This is a genomic window from Pseudomonas sp. ChxA, from assembly GCF_030263855.1.
GTDB classification, from domain to species: domain Bacteria; phylum Pseudomonadota; class Gammaproteobacteria; order Pseudomonadales; family Pseudomonadaceae; genus Aquipseudomonas; species Aquipseudomonas fluorescens_CB.
The window spans coordinates 462916-479262 of sequence record NZ_JARPMK010000001.1 but is presented as its reverse complement, the minus strand read 5'-3'; the positions used below and the strand labels follow the sequence as shown (position 1 = coordinate 479262).

Here is a 16347-nt window from a genome sequence, read left to right as displayed (position 1 = left end):
TTGCTCGACCGGTATCCATGACCCTACTGCGCACCTTTTTAGCCACTGCCCTGCTGGGCCTGACCCTCTGTGTGGGCAACGTTTACGCCGCCGACCCGCCCAGCACCGATGCCATCCGGCAAAGTCTGGACAAGCTGCCCGACCGCAAGCTGCCCGACGCCGACATGAAGGCGCTGCAGACTATCCTGCAGCAGACCTTGACCTACCTGGGCAACAAGCAGGATTACGAGCAGCGCCTGGCCGACCTCAAGCGCCAGCTGGCAGACGCTCCGCGCCAGACCACCGACAACCAGCGTGAATTGGTGCGGCTCAAGGCCACTAAAGTTATTCCCGTGGCCCAGCGTTACGCCACGCTGCCGGTATCGCAACTTGAGCAATTGCTGGTGCAGCGCACCACCCAACAAGGCGACCTGCAAAAAGAACTGGCCGACGCCAACAGCCTGAGCATCGCTGCCCAGACCCGTCCTGAGCGCGCCCAGACTGAAATCAGCAGCAGCCAGACGCGCATCCAGCAGATCAACTCGATTCTCAAAACCGGCAAAGACAACGGCAAGAGCCTCAGCGGCGACCAACGCAACCAACTGAACGCCGAACTCGCGGCCCTCAATGCCCTGATCCCGCTGCGTCGTCAGGAACTGGCAGGCAACAGCCAACTGCAAGACCTGGGCAACAGCCAGCATGACCTGGCGATGGAAAAAACCTCGCGCCTGGAGCAAGAGATTCAGGACCTGCAAACCCTGATCAACCAGAAACGCCTGGCCCAGTCCCAGCAGACCGTTACCCAACAATCCATCGAAGCACAGAAGGCCGGCGGCAGCAGCCTGCTGGCCACGGAAAGCGCGGCAAACCTGAAGCTCTCCGACTATTTGCTTAAAAGCACTGACCGCCTCAACGACCTGACCCAGAAAAACCTGCAGACCAAGCAACAACTGGACACCGTCACCCAAAGCGACTCGGCTCTGGACGAGCAGATCAACGTGCTCAAAGGCAGCCTGCTGCTGTCCAAAATCCTCTACAAACAGAAGCAGGCGTTGCCGCAACTCACGGTCGACCGCAACCTGGCGGACGACATCGCCAACATTCGCCTGTATCAGTTCGAGGTTAACCAGCAGCGCGAGCTGATCAACCCGCCCAGCACCTATGTGGATAAATTGCTCGCCGACCAGCCGCCGGATGACGTTACACCACAGTTGCGCCGGACGCTGCTGGAGCTGGCGATCACCCGCAGTGACTTACTCGAGCGCCTGAGCCGTGAGCTGAGCGCGCTGCTGAACGAATCCATCACCCTGCAATTGAACCAGAAGCAACTGCTCAGCACCGCCACCAACCTGCGGGCGACGCTGGACGAGCAGATGTTCTGGATCCCCAGCAACAAGCCGCTGGACACTGAGTGGCTGGAAACCGTACCGGCGCACCTGAGCAAACAAGTCACCACCCTGCCTTGGGCTTCCAGCGTCAGTGAACTGTATGACGGCCTGACCCAGCGTCCGTTGCTGTTTTTGCCATTGCTGCTGTTGATTGGCGCACTGCTGTGGCGGCGCAAGGCCTTGTACCAGCGCCTTAACAAGGTTCACCTGGACATCGGCCACTTCAAGCGCGACAGCCAGTGGCACACGCCGCAGGCAATTCTGATCAATATCCTGCTGGCGATGCCCGTATCCCTGGGCCTGGCACTGTGTGGCTACGCGCTGCAAATCGACGCCCGTGGGCAGAACGCCAACCTGGGCGCGGCGCTGCTGCTGATTGCCCAAGCGTGGCTGGTGTTCTACACCGCCTACCGGATTCTCGCGCCGGGCGGCGTGGCCGAACTGCATTTCCGCTGGGAAAAACCCCAGGTCGAATTCCTCCAGGGCTGGATCCGCAAGCTCGGGTTGGTGGTGCTGGCCCTGGTCGCCGTGGTGGCCATCGCCGAACACCAGCCGGCCGCGCTCGCCGACGACGTGCTGGGCATCGGCGTGGTGCTGACCTGCTACGCGCTGATGGCCTGGCTGCTGGGCCGCCTGCTGCTGCACAGCCCGACCCACGAAAAAGCCTCACTGTTCCGTAAAGCCGTGGGCCTGGTGTTTACCGCCCTGCCCGTCGCGCTGTTTATCGCCGTGTGCTTTGGCTACTACTACACCGCGCTCAAACTCAGCGACCGGCTGATCAACACCCTGTACCTGCTGATGTTCTGGCTGGTGATCGAGGCCACTTTTGTACGCGGCCTCGGGGTTGCCGCACGGCGCCTGGCCTATGCCCGCGCCCTGGCCAAACGCCAGGCCGCCAAGGAAGCCGGCGATGGCGAAGCGGTGATCGAAGAACCGACCCTGGACATCGAGCAGGTCAACGAACAGTCCATGCGCCTGATCCGCCTGGCCTTGCTCGGCGGCTTTATCGCGGCGCTGTACTGGGTGTGGAAAGACCTGATCACCGTGTTCTCCTACCTGGACAACGTGACCCTCTACGAATACACCAGCGGCACCGGCGCCAATATCAGCATGGTGCCGATCAGCATCGGCGACTTGCTCGGCGCCTCGATCATCGTCGGCATCACCTTCGCCCTGGCGCGCAACCTGCCCGGCTTGCTCGAAGTACTGGTGCTGTCCAAGCTGGACCTGGCCCAAGGCAGCGCCTATGCCACCACCACCTTGCTGTCCTATGTGATCGCCGGCGTCGGTTTCGTCTCCACCTTGTCCACACTCGGCGTGAGCTGGGACAAGTTGCAATGGCTGGTGGCGGCGCTGTCGGTGGGCTTGGGCTTTGGTATGCAGGAGATCTTCGCCAACTTTATCTCCGGCATCATGATCCTGTTCGAGCGCCCGGTGCGCATCGGCGACACCATCACCATCGGCAACCTGTCGGGCACGGTGAGCAAGATCCGCATCCGCGCCACGACGATCACCGACTTCGACCGCAAGGACATCATTGTCCCGAACAAAACGTTTATCACCGGGCAACTGATCAACTGGTCGCTGACCGACACCATCACCCGCGTGACGCTGAAGCTGGGCGTGGACTACGGCTCCGACCTGGATCTGGTGAAGGAATTGCTGCTCAAGGCCGCGCGCGAAAACCCGCGCGTGCTGAAAGAGCCGGAACCGCATGTGTACTTCCTCAACTTCGGCGAAAGCACCCTCGACCACGAACTGCGCATGCACGTGCGCGACCTCGGTGACCGCAACCCGGTGATCGACGAGGTGAACCGCTTTATCAACCGTGAGTTCAAGAACCACCACATCAACATCTCGTTCCGCCAGATGGAGGTCTACCTCAAGAACCTCCACGGCCAGGAATACAAACTGGTGGAAGTCGACGCACCGACCAAACCCGCCAACGACGGCGGCGTGCAAGAACCGCCGCCGAGCAAACTCGACTAAACGCCCTATCCCCAGCAGAATGCTCGGACATTCTGCTGGAGATGGCCGGTGAAAGCCCTCGACGAACTGACCTTCGACAACCGCTTCGCACGCCTGGGCGACGCGTTCTCAACCCACGTTCTGCCGGAGCCCCTCGACGCGCCGCGCCTGGTGGTGGCGAGCGATGCCGCCATGGCCCTGCTCGACCTCGACCCGGCCGTGGCCGAAACACCGGTATTTGCCGAGCTGTTTGGCGGTCATAAACTGTGGGCCGAAGCGGAACCGCGGGCGATGGTCTATTCCGGGCACCAGTTCGGCGGCTATACCCCACAACTGGGCGATGGCCGCGGGTTGTTGCTGGGTGAGGTGTACAACCAGGCTGGCGAGCATTGGGACCTGCACCTCAAGGGCGCCGGGATGACGCCGTACTCACGCATGGGCGATGGGCGTGCGGTGTTGCGCTCTTCGATTCGTGAGTTTCTCGCTTCCGAAGCCCTGTACGCCTTGGGCATTCCCAGCAGCCGCGCCTTGTGCGTGATCGGCTCCGACACGCCGGTGTGGCGTGAGAAACAGGAGCGTGGCGCCATGGTGCTGCGCCTGGCTCACAGCCATATCCGCTTTGGGCATTTCGAGTATTTCTACTACACCAAAAAGCCCGAGCAACAGGCTGAACTGGCCGAACACGTGCTAAACCTGCATTACCCCGAATGCCGCGAGCAGCCTGAACCGTACCTGGCAATGTTCCGCGAGATCGTCGAGCGCAATGCCGAAATGATCGCCAAATGGCAGGCCTATGGCTTCTGCCACGGGGTGATGAACACCGACAACATGTCGATCCTCGGCATCACCTTCGACTTCGGGCCGTTTGCGTTTCTGGATGATTTTGACGCGCACTTCATCTGCAACCATTCGGACCATGAAGGGCGCTACTCCTTCAGCAATCAGGTGCCGATCGGGCAGTGGAACCTCAGCGCGCTGGCACAGGCGCTGACGCCATTTATCAGTGTGGATGCCCTAAAAGAAGCCCTTGGCCTGTACCTGCCGCTGTATCAGGCGCACTACCTGGACCTGATGCGCCGCCGCCTGGGGCTCACCACCGCCGAAGACGATGACCAGCCACTGGTGGAACGCTTGCTGAAACTGATGCAGAACAGCGGCGTGGACTACACGCTGTTCTTCCGGCGCCTGGGTGATGAGTCGGCGGCACTGGCCGTGGCGCGCTTGCGCGATGACTTTGTCGACCTGGCCGGCTTCGATGCATGGGCCGAGCAGTACAAAGCGCGCGTCGCACGGGATGGCGATTACAGCGAAGAGCAACGCCGTGAACGCATGCACGCGGTTAACCCGCTGTACATCCTGCGCAACTATCTGGCGCAAAACGCCATCGCTGCTGCCGAGTCAGGCGACTACAGCGAAGTGCGGCGGCTGCATGAGGTGCTGAGCAAGCCGTTTGAGGAACAGGCCGGGATGGAGCAATACGCGCAGCGGCCGCCGGATTGGGGCAAGCATTTGGAGATTAGTTGCTCGTCGTAAGATGATCGCTCCCACGCTCTGCGTGGGAGTGCCACCTGGGACGCTCCGCGTCCCGCCTTTCGCCCTGCGCACGGGTGACGCAGAGCGTCACGGGATGCATTACCACGCGGAGCGTGGGAACGATCAGAGCGGCACTAAATGAAGGTTTCGACCGTTACGCCAAAACGTTCGGCCAACCAACGAATTTGCCGCAGGTTGAGCTGGCGCTTGCCGCTCAGAATTTCCGAAACAACCGACTGTGTGCCTACACCTGGCAGGTCACTCTGGTTCAAACCGTGCTCGCGCATCATTGCGCGCAGCACGTCGGCACCACTGGCAACGGGCATTGGTCGGTGCTCATGATCGTAGGCTTCAATCCAATCACTGAGAATATCCACCAGGCTCATCAGCGGATTTGACTCGTCCTCCCCGATCAGATCCAGCAGTTCGTCGAGAGCAGTTACCAGCACGTCATAATCCGCCTCGTTTTTAGGCTTGCGCAGCAAAGGTGAAACAAATTGCCAATGTTCAGCAGCGAGCCGAATGAGTGCGCTCATCTGATTTTCTCCTTCCAGTTGTCCCGTTCATAGTCGCAGTGATCTAACAGATACTTGATGTAAATTCGTTGCTTTTGGTACCGCACGAAAGCGATTAGCCTCAGCTTGTTTCCCCCAATGTCGAACACATGGAGCTGCCCAACTTTATCCGTTGCGGGAAAAATGCCTTTCATAGACGCGAAGTCAGCCGGGCTGTTGCGCTTTATCCGGCGATACCACTCATCTAAAGCACTTGCTGAACGCGGCCACTTTTCCTTTGCTTCCCAAATCCTTTTCTCACTGATCACTCGCATGCAACATCCTTATCGCATCTTGCTATGAAGGTTAAACCCGTTTCCCGACTATCGCAATTTGCGATAGCCGCAAACAGACAGATGGCGCAAAACAGAACACGCTCGAACAGCCTAGATACTGAGCCTCTCATCGACACGGGCAAACTGTGAGCGGATGAGTCACTTGCTGCGCATCTTGATAAACCCCGGACCTGGCTCCAAATACAGTCTATTGGCCGTACCTAAGGAGCCCACCATGTCCGAACCTCTTGTAATCCCCTGCCCGCATTGCAACGGCCTCAACCGCATCCCCGGCGAACGCCTGGGTGATGCGCCTAAATGCGGGCGCTGCAAGCAGCCTGTGTTGCTGAACAAGCCTTTCGAGCTGAAACAAGGCGACTACGCCAGCCAGATCAAGGGCGACCTGCCGTTGCTGGTGGATGTGTGGGCTGAGTGGTGCGGGCCGTGCAAATCGTTTGCGCCGGTGTTTGAGCAGGCGGCTGGGCAGTTGGAGGGTAAATGCCGGTTGGCCAAGCTTGATAGCGAGGCTAATCAGCAGCTGTCGGCGCAGCTGGGGATTCGCTCGATTCCGAGTTTGATTCTGTTCAAGAACGGCCGTGAAGTGGCGCGCCAGAGTGGCGCGTTTCCGTTGCCGCAGTTGATGAGTTGGTTGCGTAGCCAAGGGGTGTAAACCAGCCCCTCAAGCAACGGGGTCAAGTGTGGGAGCTGGCTTGCCTGCGATGGCCTCACCTCGGGTCCAACTGATAGACCGAGTTGCCTGCATCGCAGGCAAGCCAGCTCCCACATTGACCGCGTTTTAAGCTCGGGCTATGGGGGCTTCGCGCTCCATCATCTGGCCTACGAGTTGTACGCCGAGTTCGCTCAATTGATGGATGGCCAGGGCCACGTCGCGGTGCTCGCCGGTGAGGTCGTTGGACAGGTTGAGTAACAGCGTACGGACGGAAGAGAAGGTTTCGTAGCTGTTGAGTACGAGGGTTTCGGTAGGGAGGTTGGGTGATACGCAGAATACGTTAGTAGCGTTTGGCATAATCAAACTTTCCTGAATTGGGCCGCCATCACACCGCTACTAAACGGAAGGGTGGCAGCTGTACGCAGGTTAGTAGACCGGTGGAAAGCCGAAGACCGGCGCACCCGAAGATGCCCTACGCACAGCCACCATCATGCTCAGACCAGAAAGTCCGATAGATGACACTTGTACGTTTTCGGCTATCACACTCGGGCTACTAAACCCGATCACTGAACATTCAGCGACCGGCCAACCTTAGAGACGCCCATCCAGACGCACAAGCCGGGCGATTCTGGCTTAGCTGTAGGCAACGATACAACCCACAACCCCATTTGCCAGACCCTTCCTACAGCCTCCGTAGGAACAATCCAAATCCCCCCTGCTGAAACATAAAAACAAATGTGGGAGCTGGCTTGCCTGCGATGGCATCACCTCGGTCTGACTGATAGACCGAGGTGATGCCATCGCAGGCAAGCCAGCTCCCACATGAGTTCACAGGGGATTTGTGTTGCTATTGGGCTCAGGCATTTTCCAGCAGGTTATGCAGCTCCACAAACTGCAACGTCAGCTTGTGCCGTGGGTCCAGGTGGATCAGCGGCTTGCTCTCCTGGTGCGACTCGCGCATGCGCACCGAGCTGGCCAGGTATACCGGCAGTACCGGCAAACCTTCGGCAATCAACTCATCGAGCATCTGCTGCGGCAGGCTCGCACGGGCCTGGAACTGGTTGACCACGATGCCTTCCACTTCGAGGCCTTCGTTGTGGTCTTCCTTTAACTCTTCGATTTCACGCAACAGACCATACAGCGCCTGGCGCGAGAAGCTGTCGCAATCGAACGGGATTAGTACGCGATCGGCGGCAATCAACGCCGAAACCGCATAAAAATTCAAAGCCGGCGGCGTATCCAGGTAAATCCGGTCGTAATCTTCGCTCAACTCATCCAGCAGCTTTCGCAGTTTGTTGATCTTGTGCTTGGCCTCAAGCTTGGGCTGCAGATCCGCAAGCTCAGCGGTCGCGGTGATCACATGCAGGTTATCGAACGGCGTTTCGTAGATATCCACCTGGTTTTTCTTCGAAAACGGCCCGGAAGACAGGGTTTGCTTGAAGAAGTCGGCAATGCCCATCGGAATATCGTCACCGGTCAGCCCTGTGAGGTACTGGGTTGAGTTGGCCTGTGCATCGAGGTCCACCAACAGGGTCCGATAGCCTTCACTGGCGCTCACCGCCGCCAGGTTGCAGGCAATGCTGGACTTGCCAACGCCGCCTTTTTGATTGAACACCACACGCCGCATGGAAAAAACCTCCGTGTATCAATGAATGTCCGAGTGTAGAGGGCAAAAGCGCCTGTTAGCTACCTCGTTCATCCATGCACTGGCGCATCACCCGCCGCACAAAAGGAAGCGTCCTACAATCCACACACGGCAGAGGTAAAGGACAATCTGTAAATCTTTGCGGGCAAATTGTATTCACTCATGAACAATTCTTTACCAAAGTTTGCTAGAACCCCACGGCACCGGGATAATGCGCGCCATTCGGCCATGGTCCCCTGTCCCGGTATTCGGGGCCAACGGCTGCACATGGAAGCCCGCAGGGGCGGGATAACTTCTCAGTGATCACTTTCAATATCGACCAATGGCGCGCCTGGGCTCCGGGCCTGGAGACTGCGCACGACTGGCGTGCCTGGTGCCAGGCTCCGGTAGTATTACCGGCCAGCGATGTGTCGCCCGATGTGTCCTTCCTGCCCGCCATGCAGCGCCGCCGCCTGAGCCGGCTGGCGCGCATGGCGTTCAGCGTGGGCTGGCCGTTGGCCGAAGGTCGGCAAGACCTGCCGCTGGTGTTTATTTCCCGGCACGGCGAAACCCCGCGCACCCTCGACATCCTCAGCGACCTGGCCAACGACGAACCGCTGTCGCCCACCCAGTTCAGCCTGTCGGTGCATAACGCGGTGATTGGCCTGTGGTCGATCCTGCGCAATGAGACCTGCGAAATGACCGCCCTCGCCGCCGCCGGCGACGGCCTGGAACACGGCATGCTCGAAGCGGCTGCGCTGCTCAACGAAGGCGCCCCGGCGGTTTTGCTGGTGATCACCGAAGAGCAGCCGCCTGCGGCCTACGCCGACTGGATCCAGGATGTGCCCTTCCCCTACGCCCTCGGCATGTTGCTGACCCCGGGCGACGAGTGGCGACTGGAACTAAACAGCGGCGCTGTCCAACTCACTCAAACCCAGTGGCCCCACGCCCTGAACCTGCTGCGCACCCTGCTTACCGAGCAGGCCACCTGCCAACATGCCTGGAAGAACCGTGTATGGAACTGGCAACGCAAGCCCTGACCGACAAGCCACGGGACGCCTATTACTGGCGCCTGTTCGCGACCGCCGCGAGCTTCTTCTGCTTCGGCGTCGGCGGGCTGTGCCTGCGTTTGCTGGTGTTCCCGCTGCTCAGTTGCCTGCCAGGCAGCGCGGCCAAACACCAGCGCCGCGCCCGCCACACCATCAGCAAGCTGTTCTGGCTGTTTATTCGCCTGATGCAACGCGCCGGTGTGCTGACCTACAGCGTTGAAGGCGCAGAAAAACTCGGCCGCCCAGGCCAGATGATCGTCGCCAACCACCCGTCGCTGATCGACGTGGTGTTTTTGATCGGCCTAATGCGCCAGACCAACTGCGTGGTCAAGCAGAGCCTGTTCCAGAACCCGTTCACCCGTGGGCCGGTGCGCGACGCCGGTTACATCAGCAATGACGGCAGTGCCGATATGCTCGATGCGGCGGCCGATGCGCTGCGCGAAGGCCAGACGCTGATCATTTTTCCCGAGGGCACGCGCACCACGCCCGGCGCACCACCGGCCTTTCATCGCGGTGGCGCCGCCATTGCACTGCGCGGTGCGACAATCATCACCCCGGTGGTGATCAAGGTCAGCCCCACCACCCTGACCAAGGCCGAACCCTGGTATCGCATTCCAAAACGCCGTTTTCACTTCAGTTTGCGCGTAGGTGCCGATATAGACCCACAGGCGTTTGCCACACTGGGGCCCGCACCCCAGGCTTCACGCAAGCTCAACGATTACCTGCATCACTATTTCATTAAGGAGCTCGCCGAAGATGAGCGACCAACACCGCCTTGAGCACGACATAAAGGTGCTGATCATCGAGGCCCTGGGCCTGGAAGACATCAGCCCCGACGACATCGGCAGCGACCAGACCCTGTTCGGCGAAGGCCTGGGCCTGGATTCGGTGGACGCCCTGGAGTTGGGCCTGGCGATCCAGAAAAAGTACGGCATCAAGATCGATGCCGACGCCAAAGACACGCGCAATCACTTCACCAACGTGGCCAGCCTTGCGGCATTCGTCACGGCCAAAAAGGCAGCTTGAGACCGGACCATGCAAACTCGTGACGATATTTTCAACACCCTGCGCGATGCCTTGGTGGAGCTGTTTGAACTGCCGCCGGAGCGCGTCACCCTCGACGCCAACCTGTACCAGGACCTTGAAATCGACAGCATCGACGCTGTGGACCTGATCGACCATATCAAGCGCAAGACCGGCAAGAAGATCGCCGCCGAAGAATTCAAGGCGGTGCGCACCGTCAACGACGTGGTTGAGGCGGTGTACCGTCTGGTCCAGCCTGCCGCATGAGCCGGCTGATCGGCCTTGGCCCGTTGCTGGCGGGGCTGCTGTACCCTTTTGCGGTGTATTACGGCACCGAACACTTCGCGCCGTGGCAATTCGGTTTGCTGCTGGGCAGCTTGTGGTTGTTGCGTGCGCTGACCGGCGCACGGCGCCCCGGCAGCCGCTGGATGGCCGTGGTGGTGATCGTGTTCTGCCTGCTGCTGGCCTGGTTCGACAACCCGCAGTGGCTGCGCTGGTACCCAAGCCTGGTCAGCGCGTTCATGCTGGCGCTGTTCGGCTTGAGCCTCAAATACGGGCCGCCGATGGTCGAGCGTCTTGCACGCATGACCGACCCGCAGCTGCCGCCCAAAGCAATTGTGTACACGCGCCAGGTCACCGTGGTGTGGAGCGTGTTTTTTCTGTGTAATGGCTTGCTCGCCGCCGCCCTCACGCTGTGGGCGCCGTTGAGCTGGTGGACGTTGTACAACGGCCTCATCGCCTACGGGCTGATGGGGCTGCTGTTTGCCGTGGAATGGCTGGTACGACAAAGGGTTCGAGGCCGCGTATGAATGGGTTGAAACTTGAGCACTTGCTGCTTGAGCCGCTAGAACAACGTTCGGTCACCACCGAACCTGCGATGAATCACGCCCAACTGTGTGAGCAGGCTCTGAGCCTTGCGGCGGGCCTGCAGGCGCGCGGCATCCAGCGCTTGGCGGTACACCTGGAAGACGCAGGCGTGCTGGCCATTGCCCTGCTGGGCGCTTGGCGTGCCGGGGTCAGCGTGCTGCTGCCTGCCGACCTGCAACCGCAGACCCGCCAACGCTGGGACGACAGCGTAGACGCCTGGCTGGTTGAGGCCGCCGATCTGGACGCGCTGTACCAAGCGCCGTTGAGCCCTGCCGCGCTCGACCTCGACGCCTGCCAATTGAGCCTGTGCACCTCCGGCTCCAGCGGCGAGCCCAAGCGTATCGACAAGACCCTGCGCCAACTGGCCAACGAAGTGGCGGCGCTGGAAGCGCTGTGGGGCGCCGACCTCAAAGACGCCTGCATCATCGGCAGCGTGGCCACCCAGCACATCTACGGCTTGCTGTTTCGGGTGTTGTGGCCGCTGTGCGCCGGTCGCACCTTTGTGCGCAGGCAACTGGCCTTCCCTGAAGACATGCAGCGCGCCAGCCGCGAGCATGCGCAATTTGCCTGGGTCGCCAGCCCTGCGCTGCTCAAGCGCATGGGCGACAACCTCGACTGGCCCGCACTGAGCCAAGTGTCGCGAGTGTTCTCATCCGGCGGCGCGCTGCCGGTGGAAGCCGCCGGCAGCCTGTACGACCGCTTGCGGCAATGGCCGACGGAAATCCTCGGCAGCTCGGAAACCGGCGGCATCGCCTGGCGTCAGGGCGCACAGCCGTGGCAGCCATTTGCCGACGTTGTGCTGAGCCAGGATACCGACGGCGCCCTGCGCATTGCCTCGCCGTACCTGCCAGCCGGGCATATTGAACAGACCGCCGACGCGGCCCGCATTCATTCCGATGGCCGCTTCGAACTGCTCGGGCGCCTGGATCGCATCGTCAAACTGGAAGAAAAACGCATCTCCCTGCCCATGCTCGAACAGGCACTGCTGACCCACGCCTGGGTTGCTGAAACCCGCCTGGGCGTGGTGCAGGAAAACCGCGCCTCACTCGGCGCGCTGGTGGTGCTGAGCGCCGATGGCCTGCATGCGCTGCGCAACCAGGGACGCCGCACCGTCACCCAAACCCTGCGCGAACATTTGAGCCAACATTGCGAAGCCCTGGCCCTGCCACGACGCTGGCGCTTGCTGCGCCAATTGCCGCTGAACAGCCAGGGCAAACTGCCCCAGGCTGACGTAGAGGCATTGCTGCTGGCACCACGGCCAAAGGCGCCGCAGGTGCTGGAGCAAGTCGAAGCCAACGGTGAGTGGACCCTGCAACTGAGTATCCCGCCGGACCTGGCCTACTTCAGCGGCCACTTCCCGGTCACGCCGGTGCTGCCGGGCGTGGTGCAGGTGGAATGGGCCTTCAACCTCGGCCAGCAACTGCTGGATTTACCCGCGACCTTTGCCGGGATGGAAGTGCTCAAGTTCCAGCAACTGGTACGCCCTGGCGACCAGGTGGAACTGCACCTGCGCTTCGACCCGGAACGCGGCAAGCTGTACTTCGCCTACCGCAACGACGCCGCAGCCTGCTCCAGCGGCCGGATCGTGCTGGAGGCCCCAAGTGAATAGGCTCTTGTGGCGAGGGAGCTTGCTCCCGCTGGAGTGCGAAGCACTCCCAACCCAGGCACCGCAATGTACCAGGATGTTCTCAGTCGACTGGATTGGGGCTGCTTCGCAGCCCAGCGGGAGCACGCTCCCTCGCCACAAGGGTGGTGGTAATTCTGGGAATGTTCAGCATGCATAACCCCTGCGCCCTTATCCCGGTCTACAACCACGAAACCGCCGTAGCCGCCGTGGTGAACAGCCTGTTGAACAGCGGCCTGCCGTGCCTGCTGGTGGATGATGGCAGCAGCCCGGCGTGCGCGGCGGTATTGGCGCAACTGGCAACGCTGAATAACGTCACCTTGCTGACCCTGCCAAACAACCAAGGCAAAGGCGGCGCCGTGATGGCCGGCTTTCGCGAAGCCGCGCGCCTGGGCTACACCCACGCGCTGCAAGTCGACGCCGACGGCCAGCATGACCTGCGCGAAGTCGACAGTTTCCTCGACGCCTCGCGCACGCACCCAAACGCGGTGATCTGCGGCTACCCAGAATACGACGACAGCGTGCCCAAAGGCCGCTTGTACGCGCGCTACCTGACCCACGTGTGGGTGTGGATCAACACCCTGTCGCTGCAAATTCGCGACTCTATGTGCGGTTTTCGCGTGTACCCATTGGCGCCTACCCTGGCGTTGATGGACTCGGCTTATATCGGCACGCGCATGGATTTCGACTCCGACATTCTGGTGCGCCTGGCCTGGCGCAACCAGCCGATGCGCTGGCTGCCAACTCAGGTGCATTACCCCACCGACGGCGTGTCACACTTTCGCCTGTTCCGCGACAACGTGCGCATCAGCGCCATGCACACCCGGCTGTTCTTCGGCATGTTGGTGCGCGCGCCAATGATTTTATGGCGACGGTGGCAGGCATGAGCGACAGCACCAAACACTGGGCCGACCGCGAAGAGCGCGGCAGCTTCTGGCTGATGAAACTCACCGCGTTCGCCGCCAAAGTGCTGGGGCGTCGCCTGCTGAGCCCGGTGCTGTACGGCATTGTTTTGTACTTTTTCCTGTTCGGGCGCACGGCGCGCCAAAGCGCCTGGGAATACCAGCAGCGCCTGGCCGACTGGAGCGGGCGCGATGCGTTGCGGCCCGGCCATAAAAGCGTGTTCGCGCAGTTCATGGCCTTCGCCGACTCCTTGCTCGACAAGCTCGACGTGTGGAACGGCAAGCTGCGCATCGAACAGATCGAAATCCACGACCCGGCGCAGTTACGCGGGCAGTTACGTGGCGAACGCGGCCAGATGCTGGTGGGCGCGCACTTGGGCAACCTGGAAGTGTGCCGCGCACTCGCAGAGATTGGCGAACAAGTCACCATGAACGTGTTGGTACACACCAAACACGCCGAACAATTCAACCGCCTGCTGGGCGAAGCCGGGGCCACGCATTTGCGCCTGATTCAGGTCAGCGAGCTGGACCCGGCGACCATGCTGCTGCTCAGCCAGCGCCTGGACGAGGGCGAGTGGCTGGCGATTGCCGGTGACCGCGTGCCCCTGCACGGCGGGCGCAAGGTGCGGGTGGATTTTCTCGGGCATGCCGCCGCGTTCCCCCAAGGCCCGTGGCTGCTGGCCGGCTTGCTTAAATGCCCGGTCAACCTGCTGATGTGCCTCAAGCACAACGGCCGCTACCGCCTGACCATTGAGCCGTTCGCCGCATTGATCGAATGGAAGCGCAGCACCCGCGAGCACGTCATCGCCCAGTGGACCGCCCGCTACGCCGCACGCCTGGGCGAGTTTTGCCTGGAGGCGCCCCAACAATGGTTCAACTTTTACCCTTTCTGGAAGACCGATGACCCCGCATCTTGAGCCGGTAATTTTTGGCGAACGCCACCTGCAAATCGAAGACGTGCTGGCCCTGGCCAACCGCCAGGCGCCCACGCACTTGCAGGATGACGCTGCCTATCGCCAACGCATCGCCAAGGGCGCGCAGTTCCTCGACTCGCTGCTGGACAAGGAAGGCGTGATCTACGGCGTGACCACCGGCTACGGCGACTCCTGCGTGGTGGCAGTGCCGTTGCAGCACGTCGAGGCGTTGCCGCGTCACCTCTACACCTTCCACGGTTGCGGCCTGGGCAAGTTGCTCGACGCACAGGCCACCCGCGCCGTGCTCGCCGCACGCTTGCAGTCGCTGTGCCATGGCGTGTCCGGTGTGCGTGTGGAGTTGCTGGAGCGCCTGCATGCGTTCCTGGAACACGACGTGCTGCCGCTGATCCCGGAAGAAGGTTCGGTGGGCGCCAGCGGTGATCTGACGCCGCTGTCCTACGTGGCCGCGACCCTGTCCGGTGAACGCGAAGTGCTGTTCCGTGGCGAACGCCGCCAGGCTGCCGACGTGCATCGCGAACTGGGCTGGGAGCCGCTGGTACTGCGCCCCAAGGAAGCCCTGGCCTTGATGAACGGCACCGCCGTGATGACCGGCCTCGCCTGCCTGGCTTTCGCCCGCGCCGACTACCTGCTGCAACTGGCCACGCGCATCACCGCGTTGAACGTGGTGGCGCTGCAAGGCAACCCGGAACACTTCGACGAGCGCCTGTTCGCCGCCAAGCCGCACCCAGGGCAAATGCAAGTGGCCGCCTGGCTGCGCAAGGACTTGGCGATTGATGCGCCGACTGCACCGCTGCACCGCTTGCAGGATCGCTACTCGCTGCGCTGCGCACCGCATGTGTTGGGTGTGCTGGCCGACAGCTTGAACTGGCTGCGCTCGTTCATCGAGATCGAGCTGAACAGCGCCAATGACAACCCGATCATCGACGCCGAAGCAGAACGCGTGCTGCACGGCGGGCACTTCTACGGCGGGCATATCGCCTTTGCCATGGACAGCCTCAAAACCCTGGTGGCCAACGTCGCCGACCTGCTCGACCGCCAGCTCGCGCTGCTGGTGGACGTGCGTTACAACCATGGCCTGCCGAGCAACCTGTCCGGCGCGCCAGCTGACCGCGCGATGATCAACCACGGCTTCAAGGCCGTGCAGATCGGTACCAGCGCCTGGACCGCCGAAGCGCTGAAAAACACCATGCCGGCCAGCGTGTTCTCGCGCTCCACCGAGTGCCACAACCAGGACAAGGTGAGCATGGGCACCATCGCCGCCCGCGACGCAATCCGCGTGCTGGAGCTGACCGAACAGGTTGCCGCCGCCACCTTGCTCGCCGCCAACCAAGGCGTGTGGCTGCGCGCTCAGGCTGAAGACGCGCGCCCACTGCCACCGGCCTTGGCGGCCATGCATGAAGCGCTGGCCAAGGACTTCCCGCCGGTGATCGAAGACCGCGCCCTGGAAGGCGAACTGCGCCTGTGCCTCAAACGTATCGCCGAGCAACACTGGAGGCTGCATGCGTAGCCAGGGCGTGTTGCATTGCGACACGCAAATCCTCGTGCCGTTTTTTGATGTCGACACCATGAACGTGGTGTGGCACGGGCATTACGTGAAGTACCTGGAAGTGGCGCGCTGCGCGTTGCTGGACAAGCTCGGCCACAACTACACGGCGATGCTCGAATCCGGCTACGCCTGGCCGGTGATCGACATGCAGCTGCGCTACGTACGCGGGGCGATGTTCGGCCAGACCATCAATGTGCGCGCCAGTTTGGTGGAGTGGGAGAACCGTTTGAAGGTGAACTACCTGATCACCGACCTGGCCAGCGGCGAGCGTCTGACCCGCGCCAGCACCGTGCAAGTGGCGGTAGAAATCGCCAGCCGCGAGATGCAGCTGGCCTCGCCAAAAGTATTCACCGACGCCGTAGAGAGAGCCCTGAAATGAGATCTAATGTGGGAGCGGCGGTGCGACGATT

17 protein-coding genes are annotated in these 16347 nt (G+C 61.5%); 13 read left to right on the top strand and 4 right to left on the bottom strand.

Going from position 1 to position 16347, the window contains the following annotated elements; translation table 11 throughout:
- Positions 1-17: 17 nt before the first annotated feature.
- The gene (mscK, locus tag P5706_RS02040; RefSeq protein WP_285678443.1) at positions 18-3356 is read left to right on the top strand and encodes a mechanosensitive channel MscK; all 3339 of its coding nucleotides are present in this window, start codon (positions 18-20) and stop codon (positions 3354-3356) included.
- Between the two features lie 48 nt (positions 3357-3404).
- Positions 3405-4868: a protein adenylyltransferase SelO gene (gene selO, locus P5706_RS02035; RefSeq protein ID WP_285678442.1), complete on the top strand. Its 1464-nt coding sequence runs from the start codon at positions 3405-3407 to the stop codon at positions 4866-4868.
- Positions 4869-5002: 134 nt separating this feature from the next.
- Here the strand turns inward: selO and P5706_RS02030 are convergent, their stop codons facing one another.
- Both P5706_RS02030 and P5706_RS02025 read right to left on the bottom strand, forming a co-directional pair.
- Positions 5003-5404, bottom strand: coding sequence for a helix-turn-helix domain-containing protein (locus P5706_RS02030; protein WP_058422390.1), 402 nt, complete (start codon positions 5402-5404; stop codon positions 5003-5005).
- On the bottom strand, positions 5401-5697 hold the full coding sequence (locus P5706_RS02025; RefSeq protein ID WP_285678441.1) for a type II toxin-antitoxin system HigB family toxin: 297 nt from the start codon (positions 5695-5697) through the stop codon (positions 5401-5403). The genes P5706_RS02030 and P5706_RS02025 overlap by 4 nt, the downstream gene beginning before the upstream one ends.
- Before the next feature lie 235 nt (positions 5698-5932).
- Here P5706_RS02025 and trxC point away from each other — a divergent pair, with 235 nt between their 5' ends.
- Positions 5933-6367 (top strand): thioredoxin TrxC, encoded by a 435-nt coding sequence (trxC, locus tag P5706_RS02020; RefSeq protein ID WP_017138537.1) that lies wholly within the window; start codon positions 5933-5935, stop codon positions 6365-6367.
- 126 nt (positions 6368-6493) lie between these two features.
- On the opposite strand, the gene P5706_RS02015 is transcribed toward trxC, so the two are convergent.
- Both P5706_RS02015 and P5706_RS02010 read right to left on the bottom strand, forming a co-directional pair.
- Positions 6494-6724, bottom strand: coding sequence for a DUF6124 family protein (locus tag P5706_RS02015; protein ID WP_285678440.1), 231 nt, complete (start codon positions 6722-6724; stop codon positions 6494-6496).
- A gap of 499 nt (positions 6725-7223) precedes the next feature.
- Positions 7224-7994, bottom strand: a complete 771-nt coding sequence (locus P5706_RS02010) for a ParA family protein (RefSeq protein WP_017138539.1) — start codon at positions 7992-7994, stop codon at positions 7224-7226.
- Positions 7995-8311: 317 nt separating this feature from the next.
- On the opposite strand from P5706_RS02010, the gene P5706_RS02005 reads away from it, so the two are divergent.
- The 10 genes from P5706_RS02005 (at position 8312) to P5706_RS01960 (ending at position 16316) form a co-directional block, all read left to right on the top strand.
- Positions 8312-9031, top strand: coding sequence for a beta-ketoacyl synthase chain length factor (locus tag P5706_RS02005; protein WP_285678439.1), 720 nt, complete (start codon positions 8312-8314; stop codon positions 9029-9031).
- Entirely contained in the window at positions 9007-9819 is an 813-nt protein-coding gene (locus P5706_RS02000) for a lysophospholipid acyltransferase family protein (RefSeq protein WP_138817180.1), read from the top strand. The genes P5706_RS02005 and P5706_RS02000 overlap by 25 nt, the downstream gene beginning before the upstream one ends.
- Positions 9797-10066 (top strand): phosphopantetheine-binding protein, encoded by a 270-nt coding sequence (locus P5706_RS01995; protein ID WP_138817181.1) that lies wholly within the window; start codon positions 9797-9799, stop codon positions 10064-10066. Before P5706_RS02000 ends, P5706_RS01995 begins: the two co-directional genes overlap by 23 nt.
- A gap of 9 nt (positions 10067-10075) precedes the next feature.
- Positions 10076-10330 carry an acyl carrier protein gene (locus P5706_RS01990; protein ID WP_138817182.1) on the top strand — a complete coding sequence of 85 codons (255 nt, stop codon included), beginning with the start codon at positions 10076-10078 and terminating at the stop codon, positions 10328-10330.
- The gene (locus P5706_RS01985; RefSeq protein ID WP_285678436.1) at positions 10327-10872 is read left to right on the top strand and encodes a COG4648 family protein; all 546 of its coding nucleotides are present in this window, start codon (positions 10327-10329) and stop codon (positions 10870-10872) included. The genes P5706_RS01990 and P5706_RS01985 overlap by 4 nt, the downstream gene beginning before the upstream one ends.
- Positions 10869-12539 carry an ApeI family dehydratase gene (locus P5706_RS01980; RefSeq protein ID WP_285678435.1) on the top strand — a complete coding sequence of 557 codons (1671 nt, stop codon included), beginning with the start codon at positions 10869-10871 and terminating at the stop codon, positions 12537-12539. Before P5706_RS01985 ends, P5706_RS01980 begins: the two co-directional genes overlap by 4 nt.
- Positions 12540-12706: 167 nt before the next feature.
- Complete coding sequence (locus P5706_RS01975) at positions 12707-13441, top strand: glycosyltransferase family 2 protein (RefSeq protein WP_285678434.1); 735 nt, start codon at positions 12707-12709, stop codon at positions 13439-13441.
- Positions 13438-14373 carry a lysophospholipid acyltransferase family protein gene (locus P5706_RS01970; protein WP_285678433.1) on the top strand — a complete coding sequence of 312 codons (936 nt, stop codon included), beginning with the start codon at positions 13438-13440 and terminating at the stop codon, positions 14371-14373. Before P5706_RS01975 ends, P5706_RS01970 begins: the two co-directional genes overlap by 4 nt.
- Positions 14357-15898 (top strand): HAL/PAL/TAL family ammonia-lyase, encoded by a 1542-nt coding sequence (locus P5706_RS01965; RefSeq protein ID WP_285678432.1) that lies wholly within the window; start codon positions 14357-14359, stop codon positions 15896-15898. The genes P5706_RS01970 and P5706_RS01965 overlap by 17 nt, the downstream gene beginning before the upstream one ends.
- Entirely contained in the window at positions 15891-16316 is a 426-nt protein-coding gene (locus P5706_RS01960; protein ID WP_285678431.1) for an acyl-CoA thioesterase, read from the top strand. The genes P5706_RS01965 and P5706_RS01960 overlap by 8 nt, the downstream gene beginning before the upstream one ends.
- Positions 16317-16347 lie beyond the last annotated feature (31 nt).